The sequence below is a fragment of the Lentzea alba genome (genome assembly GCF_011067745.1).
Classification (GTDB): domain Bacteria; phylum Actinomycetota; class Actinomycetes; order Mycobacteriales; family Pseudonocardiaceae; genus Lentzea; species Lentzea alba.
Genome location: NZ_JAAMPJ010000003.1, coordinates 595,122 through 612,116 on the forward strand (window position 1 = coordinate 595,122; position 16,995 = coordinate 612,116).

At 68.5% G+C, this 16,995-nt stretch carries 15 protein-coding genes; 6 read left to right on the forward strand and 9 right to left on the reverse strand.

Annotated elements, in window-relative coordinates; all coding sequences use genetic code 11:
- Positions 1-147: 147 nt before the first annotated feature.
- The 8 genes from G7043_RS15175 to G7043_RS15210 form a co-directional block, all read right to left on the reverse strand.
- On the reverse strand, positions 148-588 hold the full coding sequence (locus tag G7043_RS15175) for a roadblock/LC7 domain-containing protein (protein ID WP_166046244.1): 441 nt from the start codon (positions 586-588) through the stop codon (positions 148-150).
- A gap of 44 nt (positions 589-632) precedes the next feature.
- Positions 633-1,007 (reverse strand): hypothetical protein, encoded by a 375-nt coding sequence (locus G7043_RS15180; RefSeq protein WP_166046245.1) that lies wholly within the window; start codon positions 1,005-1,007, stop codon positions 633-635.
- Positions 1,008-1,176: 169 nt separating this feature from the next.
- On the reverse strand, positions 1,177-1,563 hold the full coding sequence (locus G7043_RS15185) for a hypothetical protein (RefSeq protein WP_166046246.1): 387 nt from the start codon (positions 1,561-1,563) through the stop codon (positions 1,177-1,179).
- Positions 1,564-1,601: 38 nt separating this feature from the next.
- Complete coding sequence (locus tag G7043_RS15190; RefSeq protein WP_166046401.1) at positions 1,602-2,027, reverse strand: nitroreductase family deazaflavin-dependent oxidoreductase; 426 nt, start codon at positions 2,025-2,027, stop codon at positions 1,602-1,604.
- A gap of 58 nt (positions 2,028-2,085) precedes the next feature.
- Entirely contained in the window at positions 2,086-3,087 is a 1,002-nt protein-coding gene (gene yjfF, locus G7043_RS15195; protein ID WP_166046247.1) for a galactofuranose ABC transporter, permease protein YjfF, read from the reverse strand.
- The gene (locus G7043_RS15200) at positions 3,084-4,070 is read right to left on the reverse strand and encodes an ABC transporter permease (RefSeq protein ID WP_166046248.1); all 987 of its coding nucleotides are present in this window, start codon (positions 4,068-4,070) and stop codon (positions 3,084-3,086) included. Before G7043_RS15200 ends, yjfF begins: the two co-directional genes overlap by 4 nt.
- Positions 4,067-5,596 carry a sugar ABC transporter ATP-binding protein gene (locus tag G7043_RS15205; protein WP_166046249.1) on the reverse strand — a complete coding sequence of 510 codons (1,530 nt, stop codon included), beginning with the start codon at positions 5,594-5,596 and terminating at the stop codon, positions 4,067-4,069. The genes G7043_RS15200 and G7043_RS15205 overlap by 4 nt, the downstream gene beginning before the upstream one ends.
- Before the next feature lie 84 nt (positions 5,597-5,680).
- Positions 5,681-6,646 carry an ABC transporter substrate-binding protein gene (locus G7043_RS15210; protein WP_166046250.1) on the reverse strand — a complete coding sequence of 322 codons (966 nt, stop codon included), beginning with the start codon at positions 6,644-6,646 and terminating at the stop codon, positions 5,681-5,683.
- A gap of 202 nt (positions 6,647-6,848) precedes the next feature.
- Between G7043_RS15210 and G7043_RS15215 the strand changes: the two genes are divergently transcribed.
- The 6 genes from G7043_RS15215 (at position 6,849) to araA (ending at position 16,152) form a co-directional block, all read left to right on the forward strand.
- Entirely contained in the window at positions 6,849-9,326 is a 2,478-nt protein-coding gene (locus tag G7043_RS15215; RefSeq protein WP_166046251.1) for an alpha-L-arabinofuranosidase C-terminal domain-containing protein, read from the forward strand.
- Positions 9,323-10,762, forward strand: a complete 1,440-nt coding sequence (locus tag G7043_RS15220; RefSeq protein WP_313887889.1) for a family 43 glycosylhydrolase — start codon at positions 9,323-9,325, stop codon at positions 10,760-10,762. Before G7043_RS15215 ends, G7043_RS15220 begins: the two co-directional genes overlap by 4 nt.
- Positions 10,763-10,845: 83 nt before the next feature.
- Positions 10,846-11,859 (forward strand): LacI family DNA-binding transcriptional regulator, encoded by a 1,014-nt coding sequence (locus G7043_RS15225; protein WP_313887890.1) that lies wholly within the window; start codon positions 10,846-10,848, stop codon positions 11,857-11,859.
- A gap of 431 nt (positions 11,860-12,290) precedes the next feature.
- Complete coding sequence (gene araB, locus G7043_RS15230; protein WP_166046252.1) at positions 12,291-13,976, forward strand: ribulokinase; 1,686 nt, start codon at positions 12,291-12,293, stop codon at positions 13,974-13,976.
- On the forward strand, positions 13,976-14,629 hold the full coding sequence (locus G7043_RS15235) for an L-ribulose-5-phosphate 4-epimerase (protein ID WP_166046253.1): 654 nt from the start codon (positions 13,976-13,978) through the stop codon (positions 14,627-14,629). The genes araB and G7043_RS15235 overlap by 1 nt, the downstream gene beginning before the upstream one ends.
- 20 nt (positions 14,630-14,649) lie before the next feature.
- Positions 14,650-16,152 carry an L-arabinose isomerase gene (araA, locus tag G7043_RS15240; RefSeq protein ID WP_166046254.1) on the forward strand — a complete coding sequence of 501 codons (1,503 nt, stop codon included), beginning with the start codon at positions 14,650-14,652 and terminating at the stop codon, positions 16,150-16,152.
- Here araA and G7043_RS15245 read toward each other — a convergent pair.
- On the reverse strand, positions 16,122-16,904 hold the full coding sequence (locus G7043_RS15245) for an alpha/beta fold hydrolase (protein WP_207311154.1): 783 nt from the start codon (positions 16,902-16,904) through the stop codon (positions 16,122-16,124). The two genes, araA and G7043_RS15245, sit on opposite strands and share 31 nt — an antisense overlap.
- Positions 16,905-16,995 lie beyond the last annotated feature (91 nt).

Here is a 16,995-nt window from a genome sequence, read left to right on the forward strand (position 1 = left end):
GTCCACGGCATCCACGAGCCTATAGACACAGAGACGGGAGGGCCGGGCGGAATACCTCTCGCGATGTTGATGAGGGGAGCTTTCCCAAACCTCAGGTTTGGGAAAGCTCCCCTCATCAACATCCCGGACCGGACCGAAGCGGGCTGGTCAGCGGCGAGCCGCGACCGCCTGCTGCAACAGGGCCAGCGCCTGCTTGGCCGCGACGTTGAACATGCCCATGGTGGTGTCGCGCTCGCCGAGCACCACCAGCAGGGTGTCGGCGTCGACCCCGAACACGCCGACCTGACCGGAGTCACCCTCGAAGAACACCGCTTTCGGACTGCCGACACCGGCCTGGGTGGTGAACTGGGCCGCGAGCCCCGCGGCCGCCGCCGCCATCGCGGCGACACCGTCGTCCTGGACCGCACGCGTGGCACTGCACAGCACCAGGCCGTCCCGCGTCGCGACCAGCACCCCGTTGATCGCGATGGAGTCGATGCCGTCCTGGATCTCCAGTAGCGCCTCGGTCATCGTCCGCGCGTTGGTGCCGGCCTCGGGCCGCGAGACCGTCGCCGCGGCGTCCTGCGTCACCGATCCACGTCTTCGCATGGGAAGCACGTCCGGCGTGGACGCCGGCTGGAAGGACATCGCGGTCACACCGTCAGGTCGGCTTCGATGGCCTTGAGGTGGTGCCGCGCCAGCGCGAGGTTGGACCGCTCCCGGTCGAGCACGAGGTAGAGGAACAGCATCGAGTCGCCCCGCTTGGTGGGCTTCAGCAGGCGGATGAGGTGGTACTGGCGGTGCAGGGTGATCAGGATGTCCTCGATCTCGTCGTTCAGCTTGAGCGCCGAGATCACCCGTTGCTTGGACCGCACGACCTCGGTGTTGCCGGCCGCGGCCACCTCCAGGTTCAGCCAGTCACCACCGCCGATCGAGCCGAGCGACATCCCGCTGTCGTAGTCGACGAGCGCCGCCCCCACGGCACCCGCGATCGTCATTGCTTCCTTCAACGCCGTGTCGATGTCCATCCGAAACACGTCTCCTCGCGGCCAGTCACACGGTTTTCCTGTGTTGCCAACGACTTTGTCGGCAGAATCGCGTGATCAAGGCACCCTACGTCGCGGTGACCGTGGGTGACATGCCCGTTCGGAGCAACGTGGACGGTCCATTTGGGACCGCGTCAGGCCGGAAGGCGAGTCAGCCGTCCTTCTTCGACGCGACGAGCGACACGACGGCGAGCCCGGTGTTGACCGCCGAGATGATCGTGGTGAGCTTCGCCGCCCTGCCGGTCAGCTCCCCGCGCCTTGCCGCGTACAGCGCGGCCGCCGTGTCGGTGGCGTGAATGAGCACGGCCTGCCGCAGCACGCGCGGGGCCGACGCGTCATCGGCCTTCAGCGTCAGCAGGTCCACGCCGAGAACGAGCGTTCGGATGCCGAACATGCGCGCGGGGTAGACGAACCTCTTGTCGTCACCCAACTCGCCGCCGAGGCTCTTGGCCATCCGGCCGGCCGCGAACAACCCCAGCGCGCCGTTGAAGATCCGGACGCAGGCCAGGGCGATCCGCGTGACCTCACCGAGCTTCATCAAGCCACCTCTTCACCCGGCGGTTGACAGCCGGCCCGTCACTTCGGGTCGAGCACGAAGACCGGGATCTGCCGGTCGGTCTTCTCCTGGTACTCGGCGTAGGAAGGGTAGGCCGCGACGGCCCGCTCCCACCACTCGGCCCGTTCGGCGCCGTCGACCTCGCGGGCGACGTACTCCTTCGTCACCGTCGCGTCCTGCAGCACGATCTCCGGGTGCGCCTTGATGTTGTGATACCACGTGGGGTGCTCGGGAGCGCCGCCCTTGGACGCCACGACCGCGTAGCTGCCGTCGTGCTCCACCCGCATGACCGGGGTGTAGCGCAGCTTGCCGCTCTTCGCCCCGCGCACGGTCAGCAGCACGATCGGCTTGCCGAGGACCTTGATGCCCTCCGTGGTGCCGGTCTCGAGGATCTTCTTCGTCTGGTTCTGCACCCACTCGGTGGGGCTGAGCTCCACGTCTGCCATGTCCACGACCAACAGATTCCGCGCCGCCCGCATTCCCGGGCGGCGCGGAACCCGACGATCAGGACGTCAGCGTCTGCCGTCGTCGTGGGCCGCGGGCCAGGCCCCGCTGCACCGCGATGAAGACCAGCAGCAGAGCGCCGATCACGATCTTGGTCCACCACGAGCTCAGCGTGCCCTGGAACGAGATCAGCGTCTGGATCGTGCCGAGGACCAGCACGCCGACCAGCGAGCCGAGGACGTAACCGACGCCGCCCGCGAGCAGGGTGCCGCCGATGACGACGGCCGCGATCGCCTCGAGCTCCATGCCGACGGCGTGCAGGCCGTAGCCGGACAGCATGTAGAGGCTGAACAGCAGCCCGGCCAGCGCCGAGCAGAAGCCGCTGATCACGTACACGCCGACCTTGGCCCGCGAGGTCTTGAGGCCCATCAGCAGTGCTGACTGCTCGTTGCCGCCCACCGCGTAGACGGACCGGCCGAACCTGGTGCGGTGCAGGACGTAGAGCGCGACGAGCACGACCACGAGCGCGATCACGACGTTGTAGGTGATCGTGACGCCGCCGGGCAGCTCGATCACGGCGGTGGCGATGTCGCGGAACGTGCTGTCCTTGATGGACACCGACTCCACGCTGATCAGGAAGCACAGGCCGCGGGCGAGGAACATGCCGGCGAGCGTCACGATGAACGGCTGGATGTCGAACTTGTGGATCACCAGCCCCATCAGCAGGCCGAGGGTGCTGCCGATGACCAGCACCGCGACGACCACGAGCGGGACCGGCCAGCCCGCGCGCAGACCGGCCGCGGTGACCATGGTGGACAGCGCGACGACCGATCCGACGGACAGGTCGATGCCGCCGCTGAGGATCACGAACGTCATGCCGGTGGCGAGCACGATCAGGAACGCGTTGTCGATGAACAGGTTCGCGATGATCTGCCCGGACGCGAAGCCGTCGTAGCTCGCCGAGCCGACGCCGAACGTGAGCACGAACAGCACGACGGTCGCGAGGACGGGGAGGAACCGCGCCGGCACCCGCTGGGACACCCGCTGGGTGAGAGCGGTCATGAGACTGCCACCTTTCGGGAGCGGAAGCTGAGCGCGGCACGGGCCTTCGGCGCCTGGACCAGGCACACGGTGATCACGACGATCGCCTTGAACACCAGCGTGACCTCGGGTGCCACGCCGATCGTGTAGACGGTCGTGGTGAGGGTCTGGATGATCAGCGCGCCGAGCAGCGTGCCGGTGAGGGAGTAGCGGCCGCCGGCGAGCGAGGTGCCGCCGATGACCACGGCCAGGATCGCGTCCATCTCGATCCACAGCCCGGCGTTGTTGGCGTCGGCGGCGCTGACGTTCGAGCTGATCATCAGACCCGCGATGCCCGCGCACACCGCGGCGAACACGTACACGGTCCAGATGATCGTCCGGGACCGCACGCCGGCCAGCCTGGACGCCTCGGGGTTCACGCCCACCGCTTCGATGAGCATGCCCAGCGCGGTCTTGCGGGTGGCGAGAGCCACCAGACCGAGCACGGCGAGGCTGATCAGGATGGAGATCGGCAGGATCAGGAACCCGGCGCCGACCTGCCGGAAGGGGTCGTTGTTGACCGTGATGATCTGGCCCTCGGTCACCAGCATGGCGACACCGCGACCGGCGGTCATCAGCACCAGCGTGGCGACGATGGGCTGGATGCCGAGGCCGGCGACGAGGAAACCGTTCCACAGGCCCAGCACCGCGCACAGCACCAGCGCGATCGCCATGCCGGCGAACGCCGTGCCCGCGTCCCCGGACGTTCCGATGTGGACACACGTGACCGCACCGGCGATGGCCGCGACCGCGCCGACCGAGAGGTCGATGCCGCGGGTGGCGATGACCAGGGTCATGCCCAGCGCGATCAGCAGGGTCGGCGCGCCGTTCTTGAGCACGTCGACCAGGCCGCCGTAGAGGTGGCCGTCCTGGATGCGCAGCGCGAAGAACGACGGGGTGACGACGAGGTTGAGCACCAGCAGCGCGGCGAGCGCGATCAGTGGCCAGAGCAGGCGGTTCTTCACGACGCCGTCCTCTCCGCGACCTGTTCGCCGGCGATGAGCCCGACGACCTCGTCGATGCTCGCGCCACCGTCCAGTTCGGCGATCTTGTGCCGGTCGCGCAGCACGACGATCCGGTCGGCGATGCGCACGACCTCCTCCAGTTCCGCCGAGATGAACAGCACCGCTGTTCCTTCCGCGGCGAGGTTCGTGACGAGCTGCTGGATCTGCGCCTTCGCGCCGATGTCGATGCCGCGCGTCGGTTCGTCCAGGATCAGCAGCCGCGGTTCGGTCACCAGCCAGCGGGCCAGCAACACCTTCTGCTGGTTGCCGCCCGACAGGGTGCGCACCAGGGCGTCCGGGTTCGCGGGCCGGATGTCCAGCGCCGCCAGGTACTTCTCGACCAGGCTGTCCTTGACCTTGCGCGGCACCGGGCGGCTCCACCCGCGGGCGGCCTGCATGGCCAGCACCAGGTTGTCGCGGATGCTCAGGTCCGCGACGAGCCCTTCGCCCTTGCGGTCCTCCGAGCAGAACGCGATCCCGGCCGCGATCGCCGATCGCGGTCCGCGCAGGTGCAGCGGTGTGCCGTCGACGAGCAACCGGCCGGAGTCGGCCTTGTCGGCGCCGAACAGCAGCCGCGCCATCTCGGTGCGGCCGGACCCGAGCAGGCCTGCCAGCCCGACCACCTCACCCGCGCGGATGTCGAGGTCGAACGGCGCGATGGCGCCACGCCGGCCGAGGCCCTCCGCGTGCACGAGCACCGGTCCGGAAGCGTCTCGACGCTCGCTCGCGTCCTCGATCGCCTCCAGCGTGCCCAGCTCGCGGCCGATCATGGCGGAGATCAGCGCCCGCCGGTCCATCTCCGCGGTCAGGTGCTCGCCGACCAGGGCTCCGTTGCGCAGCACCGTCATCCGGTCGGAGATCTCGTAGATCTGGTCCAGGAAGTGCGAGACGAACAGGATCGCGACGCCCTCGTCGCGCAGCACGCGCATGATCCGGAACAGCTCGGCGACCTCGCCCGCGTCCAGGCTGGACGTCGGTTCGTCGAGCACCAGGACGCGGCAGTCGACGGCGATCGCGCGCGCGATCGCGACGAGCTGCTGCACGGCGATCGGGTGCGACTCCAGCACGGACGCGGGGTCGATGTGCACGCCGATGCGGGCCAGCACCTCGGCGGCCTTCGCGCGCATCGCCCGGAAGTCGATGCCGCCGAACTTGCGGGGTTCACGGCCCAGCAGGATGTTCTCCGCGACCGTGAGGTTCGCGCAGAGGTTGACCTCCTGGTACACCGTGCTGATGCCCGCCTGCTGGGCTTCGCCGGGGGAGGAGAACGCGACGGCGTCTCCCGCCAGCAGCACCGAGCCGCTGTCGGGGGTGTGCACGCCGGTCAGCGTCTTGATCAGGGTGGACTTGCCGGCGCCGTTCTCGCCCATCAGAGCGTGCACTTCGCCGGGGAACAGCCGGAAGTCGACGTCCTGCAACGCCTTCACGCCAGGAAATGCGAGGCTGATGCCTCGCATTTCGACGACAGGCGGCGGTGACTCGGTCATGGCGGGAGCCTTCGTCGCTTGGGGTGCGGGACCCGTCACCGGTATGGGTGAGAGGGTGACGGGCCCCGCAGTCTGTGAACGGAATCAGTACTGACGGTTGGGGAGTGCGGCCTTGGCCTGCTCCTGCGTGAACGTGCCCTCTTCGGTCACGACCCGCGCCGGCACCTGCTCGCCCTTGACGACCTTCTTCGCGAGGTCCATCAACTGCTTGCCCAGCAACGGGTTGCACTCGACGATGAAGTTGATCTCACCGTTGGCCAGCGCCGTCATGCCGTCCTTCACCGCGTCCACGGTGATGATCTTGATGTCCTTGCCGGGCACCTTGCCGGCGGCCTTGATCGCCTCGATCGCACCCAGACCCATGTCGTCGTTGTGCGCGTAGACGACGTCGATCTTCGGCTGGGACTTGAGGAAGGCCTCCATGACCTGCTTGCCGCCGGACCGGGTGAAGTCGCCGGTCTGCGAGGCGACGATCTTGATGTCCGGCTTGGAGGCGATCTTCTCCTCGAAGCCCTTCTTGCGGTCGATCGCGGGCGCGGCGCCGGTGGTGCCCTGCAGCTCCACGACGTTCGTCGGACCGGTGGCGTTGGCGACCATCCAGTCGCCGGCCTTGCGGCCCTCTTCGACGAAGTCCGAACCGAGGAACGTCTTGTACAGCGACGTGTCGTCCGAGTCGATCGCGCGGTCGGTGAGGATGACCGGGATGTTGGCGCGCTTGGCCTCCAGCAGCACGGTGTCCCAGCCGGTCTCGACGACCGGGCTGAACGCGATCACGCTGACCTTCTGCTGGATGTAGGTGCGGATCGCCTTGATCTGGTTCTCCTGCTTCTGCTGAGCGTCGGAGAACTTCAGGTCGATCCCGGCGGCCTTGGCCTCGTCCTGGACCGACTTGGTGTTCGCGGTGCGCCAACCGCTCTCGGCGCCCACCTGGGCGAAGCCCATGGTGATGGTGTCGCCGGACGTGGCGGTGCCACCGCCCGAGCCAGAGCCACAAGCAGTCAGCGCGAACAGCGCGATCACGCTGGCGGCTGTCGTGATCTTCTTCAGCACAGGAGTTCCTCCGAGGTGACTACGGTGTCGCGGAGCTTGGCCGCGAGTCCGCGGCTGTCAGGTGGACAAGAGTGAACGCTCACAACAGCCCCGTCAAGGCTTCAACCATAACGACTTGTGAGCGTTGACCTGATCTGGTGGCGGCCGTATGTTAGCGCTCACTTTTGCTGCGAACACCTGCGAACGCCGGGAGCTCAACCCCATGTCCCCGAGGCACGTTCTGTTGTCCGCCGCACTCGCGGCCTCCCTGCTCGCCGCCGTTCCCGGTTCGGGAGCGGCGGCTGAGACCGACTACACCCTGAAGGTCGACGCCTCGAAGAAGGGCGCGTCGATCGACGACACCATGTACGGCGTCTTCTTCGAGGACATCAACCGGGCCGCCGACGGTGGCCTCTACGCCGAGCTCGTCCAGAACCGCTCGTTCGAGTACGACAAGGCCGACAACGCGGCCTACACCGGCCTGACTGCGTGGGCGCCGCACAGCGGCACCGTAGACGTGATCGACGACGACGGCCGGATGAACGAGCGCAACCGCCGTTACCTCAAGCTCGGCCTGCCCGCCGGCGTCATCAATTCGGGCTACAACAGCGGCATCGCCGTCAAGGAGGGGCAGCGTTACGACTTCTCCGTCTGGGCGCGCACCGACCAGAGCGGCGTCCCCCTCACCGCCACCATCACCGACCCCGCCGGGAACCCGCTCGGCGACGCGGTGAAGGTCCAGGTCAAGGGTGACGGCTGGACCCGCTACACCGGCAGCGTCCGGGCGAAGAAGTCCACCACCACCGGCCGGCTGCTGGTCACCGGCGGCGGCACCGGAACCCTGCGCCTCGACATGATCTCGCTGATGCCGCAGGACACCTACAAAGGCCACGGCCTGCGCCGCGACCTCGCCGAGAAGATCGCCGCCCTGAAGCCCGGCTTCGTCCGCTTCCCCGGCGGCTGCCTGGTCAACACCGGCAGCCACTACGGCTACGACGCGCCGAACTACGAGCGCCGCCGTTCGTACCAGTGGAAGGACACGATCGGCCCGGTCGAGCAGCGCGCCACGAACTGGAACTTCTGGGGCTACAACCAGTCCTACGGCCTCGGCTACTACGAGTACTTCCAGTTCAGCGAGGACATGGGCGCCATGCCGCTGCCCGTCGTGCCCGCGCTGGTCACCGGCTGCGGCCAGAACCGCGCCACGAACGACCCCGCGTTGCTGCAGCGGCACATCCAGGACACGCTCGACCTGATCGAGTTCGCCAACGGGCCCGCCGATTCCACCTGGGGCCGCAAGCGCGCCGAGATGGGCCACCCCAAGCCGTTCAAGCTGACCCACCTCGCCGTCGGCAACGAGGAGAACCTGCCGGACGAGTACTTCGCCCGCTTCACCGAGTTCCGCAAGGCGATCAACGCCAAGTACCCGGACATCACCGTCGTCGGCAACTCCGGCCCGGACGACACCGGCGGCACGTTCGACCGGCTGTGGCAGCTCAACAAGCAGGCCGGCGTGAAGATGGTCGACGAGCACTACTACAACAGCCCGTCGTGGTTCCTGGAGAACAACAACCGATACGACTCCTACGACCGCAACGGTCCCAAGGTGTTCCTCGGTGAGTACGCCTCTCTGGACAACAAGTACTTCAACGCGCTCAGCGAAGCCGCGTACATGACCGGCCTCGAACGCAACGCCGACGTCGTGAAGCTCGCCTCCTACGCGCCGCTGCTGTCCAACGAGGACTACGTGCAGTGGAAGCCGGACATGATCTGGTTCAACAACCACGCGTCGTGGGGCTCGGCGAGCTACGAGACGCAGAAGCTGTTCATGAACAACGTGGGTGACCAGGTCGTGCCCAGCACCGCCTCGGCCACGCCGTCCACCCAGGGCCCGATCACGGGTGCGATCGGCCTCTCGACGTGGGCCACCGCGGCTTCGTACGACGACGTGAAGGTCACCAGCGCGGCCGGTCAGCAGCTGTTCAGCGACGACTTCTCCGGCACCGACGCCCAGTGGACCAAGGGCGACAAGGGTGTCTGGAACGTCGTGAACGGCGCCTACGTCCAGTCCGACGCCGCCGCCGAGAACACCCTCGTCACCGCGGGCTCGAAGGACTGGCGCGACTACACGCTCAACCTCAAGGCGACCAAGCAGTCCGGGCGGGAGGGCTTCCTCGTCGCGTTCGGCCTGAAGGACACCGGCAACTTCTACTGGTGGAACCTCGGCGGCTGGAACAACACCCAGTCGGCCGTGGAGAAGGCCGTGGCGGGCGGCAAGAGCACGCTGATGAGCAACAACACCAGCATCGAAACGGGCCGCACCTACGACGTGCGCGTCGACGTGCGCGGACGTCACGTGGAGCTGTTCCTCGACGGCCAGAAGTGGGGCGAGTTCACCGACGACTCGCGCGTTGAACCGTTTCGACAGGTCGTGACCAGGGACAACGCGACGGGCGAGCTGATCGTCAAGGTCGTCAACGCCCAGGACAACGCCGCCCGCACCAGCATCGACCTGGGCCTGCCGGTGGCGTCGACCGCCAAGGTCACCGTGCTGCAGGGACGTCCCGACGACGTGAACACCGAGTTCACCCAGCCGATCAAGCCGCGCACGTCGCAGATCAGCGTGCGCACCGCGTTCACCCACACGTTCCCGCCGAACTCCATCACGGTCTTCCGCGTCAAGGACAGGAGCCGCAAGTGATCGACCGCAGATCCCTGCTGCTGGGCGCGGGCGGCGTGCTCGCCGCCACCGGCACGATGTCCCTCGCGGCCTCCGCCCCTGTCGTGGCCGCGCCGGAACCGTCTGCCGAACTGCCGACCCGCAGCCCGCTCGTCGAGCAGCGCGCCGACCCGTTCATCACGCCGCCGACCGACGGCATGTACTACCTGACCGGGTCCGTGCCGGAGTACGACCGGATCGTCGTGCGCGGCGCGTCCACGCTGGACGGTCTGAGCGCCGCGCGGGAACGGACGATCTGGCGCCGGCCCACCTCGGGCAAGATGGGCGGCTACATCTGGGCGCCCGAACTGCACCGCATCGACGGCAAGTGGTACGTCTACTTCGCCGCCGGGGACAAGGACGAGCCGTTCCGCATCCGCACCTACGTCCTGGAGTCGTCCAACGCCGACCCGCGGGCGGACGGCTGGGTGTTGCGGGGCCAGATCGTGACGCACCTGGACACCTTCACGCTCGACGCGACGACGTTCGCGCACCGCGGGAAGCGCTACTTCTTGTGGGCGCAGAACGATCCCGCGGTCGGGTCCGGCACCAACCTCTACATCGCGGAGATGGCCTCGCCGCTCGCGTTGAAGACCGCGCCCGTCCGCATCGCGACGCCCACCGCGTCGTGGGAGGTGCAGGGTTTCCGGGTGAACGAGGGGCCGGCGGTGCTGATCCGCAACGGCCGGGTGTTCGTCACGTTCTCCGCGAGCGCCACCGACGCCCGGTACTGCATGGGTCTGCTGACGGCCGACGAGAACGCGAACCTGCTCGACGCCCGGTCGTGGACCAAGTCGCCGAACCCGATCTTCACGACGAACGCGCCGACGTCGCAGTACGGGCCGGGACACAACTCGTTCACCACGGTCGGTTCGGTGGACGTGCTCGTCTACCACGCCCGCGACTACCGCGACATCAGCGGTGATCCGCTGTTCGACCCGAACCGGCACACCCGCGTGCAGCGGTTGTACTGGAACGACGACGGCACACCGAGTTTCGGCGTCCCGGTCGGCAAGGGCGGACCGATCGTGCGGCTGGCCACGTTGGACGGCCTTTATGTACGGCACTACGAGTACCGGCTGCGGGTCGACGGCAACGTCCGCGAGCTGGCCGACTCGCAGTTCCGCTTCGTGCCGGGCTTTCTGGGGTCCGGCACGGTCGCGCTGCAGTCGGTGAACTTCCCCGACCGTTACGTGCGGGTGGACGGTGACGCGATCCGTATCGACCCGTACGAGGACACGGACGCCTATGGCCGTGCGACGAGCTTCAACCGGGTGCCGGGACTCGCTGACAACAAGGCGATTTCGTTGAATGTTGGAGCAAACTCTTATCTCATCCACGATCGGGGCAGACTGGTGATCGCCAGCCCGGGCAATGACCGCGACGCGCGCCGACGTGCGACGTTCCGGCTCGAATAGCCGTCACAATGGGTGCGCTGCAACGAGGCCGACACATGTGATCGCTAACATCTCGGTCTAGACCAAAGGATCGGAGCCCGTCAGTGGATCAGAAGACCCAGCGCGACCCCGCGATGACCGACGTCGCCCGCCTCGCCGGGGTGTCCCACCAGACGGTTTCGCGTGTCCTCAACGACCACCCGAACGTCCGTGAGCAGACCCGCCTGCGGGTCCGCGCCGCCATCAAGGAACTGGGCTACCGGCCCAACCGGGCGGCACGGGCGTTGGTCACCGGCAAGACGCAGCTGATCGGCGTGGTGGCGCAGAACTCCACGCTGTACGGCCCGGCCTCCCTGCTGTCCGCCTTCGAGGAGGCGGCGGGCGAGGCCGGGTTCGCGGTGAGCGTCGGCCGGGTGAAGGTGCTCGATCGCGAGTCGATAGCGGCCGCCGTCGAACGCCATCGGGACCAACGCGTGGCCGGGATCGTGGTGATAGCGCCGAACGCCTCGGCCGCCGACGCGCTCGCCGACGTGCCCGCCGGTCTGCCGCTGGTGACTGTGGACGGTGACCCGGACCGCCGGACGCCACTGGTCACCGTCGACCAGGCTGCCGGCGCGTACGAGGCCACCACCCACCTGCTGGAGGCGGGGCACCAGACCGTCTGGCACGTCTCGGGCCCGCAGGACTGGTTCGACGCGGCCGGTCGCGTCGAGGGCTGGCGGCGGGCACTGGAAGCGGTGAGCGCCGAGGTGCCGCCGGTGGTGGCAGCTGATTGGAGTGCCGCCGCCGGGTACAAGGCCGGGCAGATGCTGGCCCGGATGCCCGAGGTAACGGCCGTGTTCGCATCCAACGACCACCTCGCGCTCGGCGTGCTGCGCGCCATGCACGAGCGGGGCCGCCGGGTGCCGCACGACGTCAGCGTGGTCGGGTTCGACGACGTGCCGGAGGCGGCCTACTTCATCCCGCCGCTCACCACGGTCCGCCCGGACTTCGCCGCGGTGGCGCGGGAAACGCTCGGGCTGCTGCTCGAACAGGTCGTCGAGGGCGAGTCCACCACGTCGAGAAGGACCGTCGCGCCGGTGCTGGTGCGACGGGAGAGCGTGGCGTTCCCGGCCTGACCCGCGAACACCCCGGACCCCGGGCGGCACGCCGCCGACCGGGGTCCGGTGCGTTCGCGGAGACGGGCGCGGGTCGTGTCGTGTCGCTCGCGGCGGTGCTGGGCCTGTGTGGACGGTGGCGCTCGTTCACTCACACAAACCCCACCAGCCTCTTTTTTGGGTACGCGGGGACCCCGCGTACTACTGGAGCGGACGAAAGGGCCCCGCGTACCCGTCGGCAGGCGGGGTGGGGACTGCGGAGCGTGCTGGGGGCGGCGGCGCCTCACTCGAACGGTGATCTGGCGGGCGGCGGCCCAGGGGCCGTGAGGCGATCCGCCGACCGGGTGTTTTGTCGTGCGTTCACTCTGCTGCGCATCACGCGGTTCATCACGGGTTTCACGACGTTCGGCGCGCATCTTGACGGGCGGAATGTTAGCGATAACACTCAGGGCGTGACTGACAAGACGATCCATCCCGACGCCTGTGTGGTGGGCGTCGACTTCGGCACCCTGTCCGGTCGCGCGGTGGTCGTCCGCGTGCGGGACGGCGCCGAGCTCGGCACCGCGGTGCACGACTACAGCCACGGTGTAGTGGACCGTGCGCTGCCCAGGTCGGGCAAGGCCCTGCCACCCGAGTGGGCGCTGCAGGTGCCGTCCGACTACGTCGACGTGCTGCGGACCGCTGTCCCGCAGGCAGTCGAGGCGGCCGGGGTCGCGCCCGAGCTGGTGATCGGGATCGGCACCGACTTCACCGCGTGCACGATGGTGCCGGTGACCACCGACGGCACGCCGTTGTGCGAGCTGCCGGAGTTCGCGGACAACCCGCACGCCTACATCAAGCTGTGGCGCCACCACGCTGCCCAACCTCAGGCCGACCGCATCAACGACCTTGCGGCGCAACGCAAGGAGGCGTGGCTGCCGCGCTACGGCGGGCTGATCTCGTCGGAGTGGGAGTTCGCCAAGGGCCTGCAGGTCCTGGAGGAGGCGCCCGAGGTCTACGAGGCGATGGCCCACTGGGTCGAGGCCGCCGACTGGATCGTCTGGCAGCTCACCGGCGAGTACACCCGCAACGCGTGCACCGCCGGCTACAAGGGCATCCACCAGGACGGCGCGTATCCGAGCGAGGAGTTCCTCGCCGCGCTCAACCCGGCGTTCGCGAAGTTCGTCGCCGACAAGCTCGACCACCCGCTGTCGCCGCTCGCCGGCTCGGCTGGCACCCTCACCGCGGAAGCCGCGGCGTGGACCGGGCTGCCGCAGGGGATCGCGGTGAGCGTCGGCAACGTCGACGCGCACGTCACCGCCCCGGCCGCGCAGGCTGTGGAGCCCGGCCAGATGGTCGCGATCATGGGCACCTCCACGTGCCACGTGATGAGCGGCGACGTGCTGCGCGAGGTGCCGGGCATGTGCGGCGTCGTCGACGGCGGGATCGTCGCCGGCCTCTGGGGTTACGAGGCCGGGCAGAGCGGTGTCGGTGACATCTTCGCGTGGTTCGTGAAGAACCAGGTGCCGCCCGCCTACCACGAGCAGGCGCGCGAACGTGGGCTCACCGTGCACGAGCTGCTCACCGAACTGTCGGCCACGCAGGCGGTGGGGGAGCACGGGCTGATCGCGCTCGACTGGCACAGCGGCAACAGGTCCGTGCTGGTCGACCACGAACTGTCCGGTGTGGTCCTCGGCCAGACGCTCGCCACTCGCGCCGAGGACGTCTACCGCGCGCTGCTGGAGGCCACCGCGTTCGGCACCAGGGTGATCGTGGACGCGTTCACCGACTCGGGCGTGCCGGTGACCGAGCTGGTGATCGCGGGCGGGCTCATCAAGAACAAGCTGCTGATGCAGATCTACTCCGACGTCACCAACCTCCCGTTGTCCGTCATCGGTTCCGCGCAGGGACCGGCGCTCGGCTCGGCGATGCACGCGGCGGTCGCGGCAGGCGCGTTCGCCGACATCCGCGAGGCCGCCGGTGCCATGGGATCGGTGCAGCGGCACGTCTTCCAGCCGATTCCGGAGAACGTCGACGCCTACGAACGGCTGTTCCTCGAGTACCAGGAGCTGCACGATCACTTCGGTCGGGGTGGCAACGATGTCATGCGCCGGCTGCGCAAGTTCCGTCGTGACGCGCTGGAAGGGAAGAAGAACTGATGTCCGCCACGGCAGAGCTGCGCCGCACGGTCGCCGACCTGCACCGCGAGCTGACCAAGTACGAGCTGGTGATCTGGACCGCGGGCAACGTCTCCGCACGGGTGCCCGGTCACGACCTGATGGTCATCAAACCGTCCGGTGTGTCCTACGACGAGCTCGGTCCGGAAGCGATGGTCGTGACCGACCTGCACGGCAACCTGGTGGAGGGCGACTTCGCGCCCTCGTCGGACACCGCCGCGCACGCCTACGTGTACCGGCACATGCCCGAGGTGAACGGTGTCGTGCACACGCATTCCCCTTACGCCACAGCGTGGGCGGCGCGTGGTGAGCCGATCCCGTGCGTGCTGACGATGATCGCGGACGAGTTCGGCGGGGACATCCCGGTCGGCCCGTTCGCGTTGATCGGTGACGACTCGATCGGCCAGGGCATCGTGGAGACGCTCAAGTCCAGCAGGTCCCGCGCGGTGCTGATGCGCAACCACGGACCGTTCACGGTCGGCCCGACCGCGAAGTCGGCGGTGAAGTCCGCCGTGATGCTGGAGGACGTGGCGCGGACCGTCCACTTCGCACTCCAGCTCGGCAAGGCCGAAGTGATCGACCAGCAGCACGTCGACGCGCTGTACGAGCGCTACCAGAACGTTTACGGCCAGTGAGCCAAGAAGGTAGGGAACACATGGCGGACAAGCCCCAGATCTGGTTCCTCACGGGCAGCCAGCACCTCTACGGGCCGGAGACCCTCGACCAGGTCGCGGCTCAGTCCCAGCAGATCCAGCGGATGCTCACCGACTCCGGCCGGATCAGCACGGAGATCGTCTGGAAGCCGGTGCTGACCGACGCGGGCGCGATCCGCGCCGTCATGCAGGAGGCCAACGTCGACCCGTCGTGCGTCGGCGTGATCGCGTGGATGCACACGTTCTCGCCGGCGAAGATGTGGATCACCGGGCTCGACCTGCTGCGCAAGCCGTTGCTGCACCTGCACACGCAGCTCAACGAGGCACTGCCGTGGTCCACGATCGACATGGACTTCATGAACCTCAACCAGGCAGCGCACGGCGACCGCGAGTTCGCCTACGTGCAGACGCGGATCGGGGTGGCGCGCAAGACGGTCGCGGGCCACGCGAGCGACCCGCACCTGGCCGAGCGCATCGACGGCTGGGCTCGCGCGGCGGCCGGCTTCGCACACCTGCGTTCGCTGAAGCTGGCCCGGTTCGGCGACAACATGCGGGACGTCGCGGTGACCGAGGGCGACAAGGTCGAGGCGGAACTGCGGTTCGGCGTCTCGGTCAACACCTACGGCGTCAACGACCTCGTCGAGGCCGTGGACGCGGTGGCGGACGCCGACGTCGACCTGCTGGTCGCCGACTACGCGGAGGCCTACCGGCTCGCGCCCGAACTGGCGCGCGGCGCGGAACGGCACGACTCACTGCGCTACGCCGCCCGCATCGAGATCGGCCTGCGGTCCTTCCTGGACACCGGTGGGTTCGGCGCGTTCACGACGAACTTCCAGGACCTGGGCGGGTTGCGGCAGCTGCCGGGCCTCGCGGTGCAGCGGCTGATGGCCGACGGCTACGGCTTCGGCGGCGAGGGCGACTGGAAGACCTCCGCGCTGCTCGCCGCGGTGAAGGTGATGGGCGCCGGAACGGGCCGCGGCACGTCGTTCATGGAGGACTACACCTACCACTTCGGACCGGGCACGCCGAAGGTGCTGGGCGCGCACATGCTGGAGGTGTGCCCGACGATCGCGGACGGCGTGCCGTCGTGCGAGATCCACCGGCTCGACATCGGCGACCGGGAGGACCCGGTGCGCCTGGTGTTCGACGCGGCCCCCGGTGACGCGGTGGTGATCGGCCTGGCCGACCTGGGCGACCGCTTCCGGTTGGTGGCCAACGAGATCGAGGTGGTCGGTCCGGACGAGCCGCTGCCGAAGCTGCCCGTCGCACGGGCGGTGTGGAAGCCGGCGCCGTCGCTCTCGACGTCGGCGGAGTGCTGGCTCACCGCGGGCGGCCCGCACCACACGGTGCTGACGCAGGCGGTCGCGCCGGAGACGTTGCGGGACTTCGCCACCATGGCGGCCACCGAACTGGTGCTGATCGACTCGGCGACCACCCCCGACCAGTTCGGTGACCGGTTGCGCTGGAACGCCGCCTACCACCGCCTGGCAGCGGGAATGCGCTGACTGAGGTCGCCCGCGTAGAACGCGGCGATCCGCTTCCAGGTCGCGACGGGGTTGGAGTAGAGCGGAAGGTGCCCGCTGTGCGGGATCTCCGCGAGCTCCACCCCGTTCGCGTCCAGCGACGGCAGATAGGACAGTGACGCGCACTCCTCCCCGTAGAGGTACATCTTCGGGAAGGGGAGTGCGAGGAACTTGTGCAGCAGGTTTCCGTGGTCGGCGAGCTCGACCACGGACCGGAAGATGCCGTGCACGGCGCCGCGGCGGACCTTGTACGGCATGTTCGCCATGTAGAGGCCGCTCGAGTAGCCCTGCACGTGGCGGAGGTTCGCGACGAACCGGTCGAAGACGTCGCCGGGTCCCTGGTGGGCCAGCAACTGCCTGGTCGGCGCGCAGTCCTCGGGCGCGAGCGTGCCCTTGATGTTGACGAAGCTGAGCACCCGGCCCGGTTCGCGGTGTGCGAGCAGGAGCGCGGTCAGTCCTCCGAGCGAGTGCCCGACGAGGTGGTAGCGGCCGATGCCCGCTCGATCGAGCACCGTCCGTGCGGTGTCCACCAGGAACGGCACGTCGATCGCCCCGAGATCGGCGCACTCCGTGGCGCCGCACCCCGGTGCGTCGTAGGCGAGGAATGCGCGCCCGGTGAACTCGTGACGCTGCGTGATGTCGGTGAAGTCCTCCTTGCTCGTGCCGAAACCGTGCAGGAACACGATCGGCTCGCCGTCACCGTCGCGGCGGATCGCGGCGACGTCGAGGTTCACTCCCTGGACTCTCAAACGAAGTTGTTCGTGCACGACTCTGTGCCCCGATGGCATGGCTGTCCCCAAAATCTGCGCAGGTGCGGGTCTGCGT

Excerpts from the sequence above, each read along its gene's own strand:
- G7043_RS15175 (WP_166046244.1), bottom strand. The coding sequence starts at position 588 with ATGCGAAGACGTGGATCGGTGACGCAGGACGCCGCGGCGACGGTCTCG.
- G7043_RS15180 (WP_166046245.1), bottom strand. The coding sequence starts at position 1,007 with ATGGACATCGACACGGCGTTGAAGGAAGCAATGACGATCGCGGGTGCC.
- G7043_RS15185 (WP_166046246.1), bottom strand. The coding sequence starts at position 1,563 with ATGAAGCTCGGTGAGGTCACGCGGATCGCCCTGGCCTGCGTCCGGATC.
- G7043_RS15190 (WP_166046401.1), bottom strand. The coding sequence starts at position 2,027 with ATGGCAGACGTGGAGCTCAGCCCCACCGAGTGGGTGCAGAACCAGACG.
- yjfF (WP_166046247.1), bottom strand. The coding sequence starts at position 3,087 with ATGACCGCTCTCACCCAGCGGGTGTCCCAGCGGGTGCCGGCGCGGTTC.
- G7043_RS15205 (WP_166046249.1), bottom strand. The coding sequence starts at position 5,596 with ATGACCGAGTCACCGCCGCCTGTCGTCGAAATGCGAGGCATCAGCCTC.
- G7043_RS15215 (WP_166046251.1), top strand. The coding sequence starts at position 6,849 with ATGTCCCCGAGGCACGTTCTGTTGTCCGCCGCACTCGCGGCCTCCCTG.
- G7043_RS15235 (WP_166046253.1), top strand. The coding sequence starts at position 13,976 with ATGTCCGCCACGGCAGAGCTGCGCCGCACGGTCGCCGACCTGCACCGC.
- araA (WP_166046254.1), top strand. The coding sequence starts at position 14,650 with ATGGCGGACAAGCCCCAGATCTGGTTCCTCACGGGCAGCCAGCACCTC.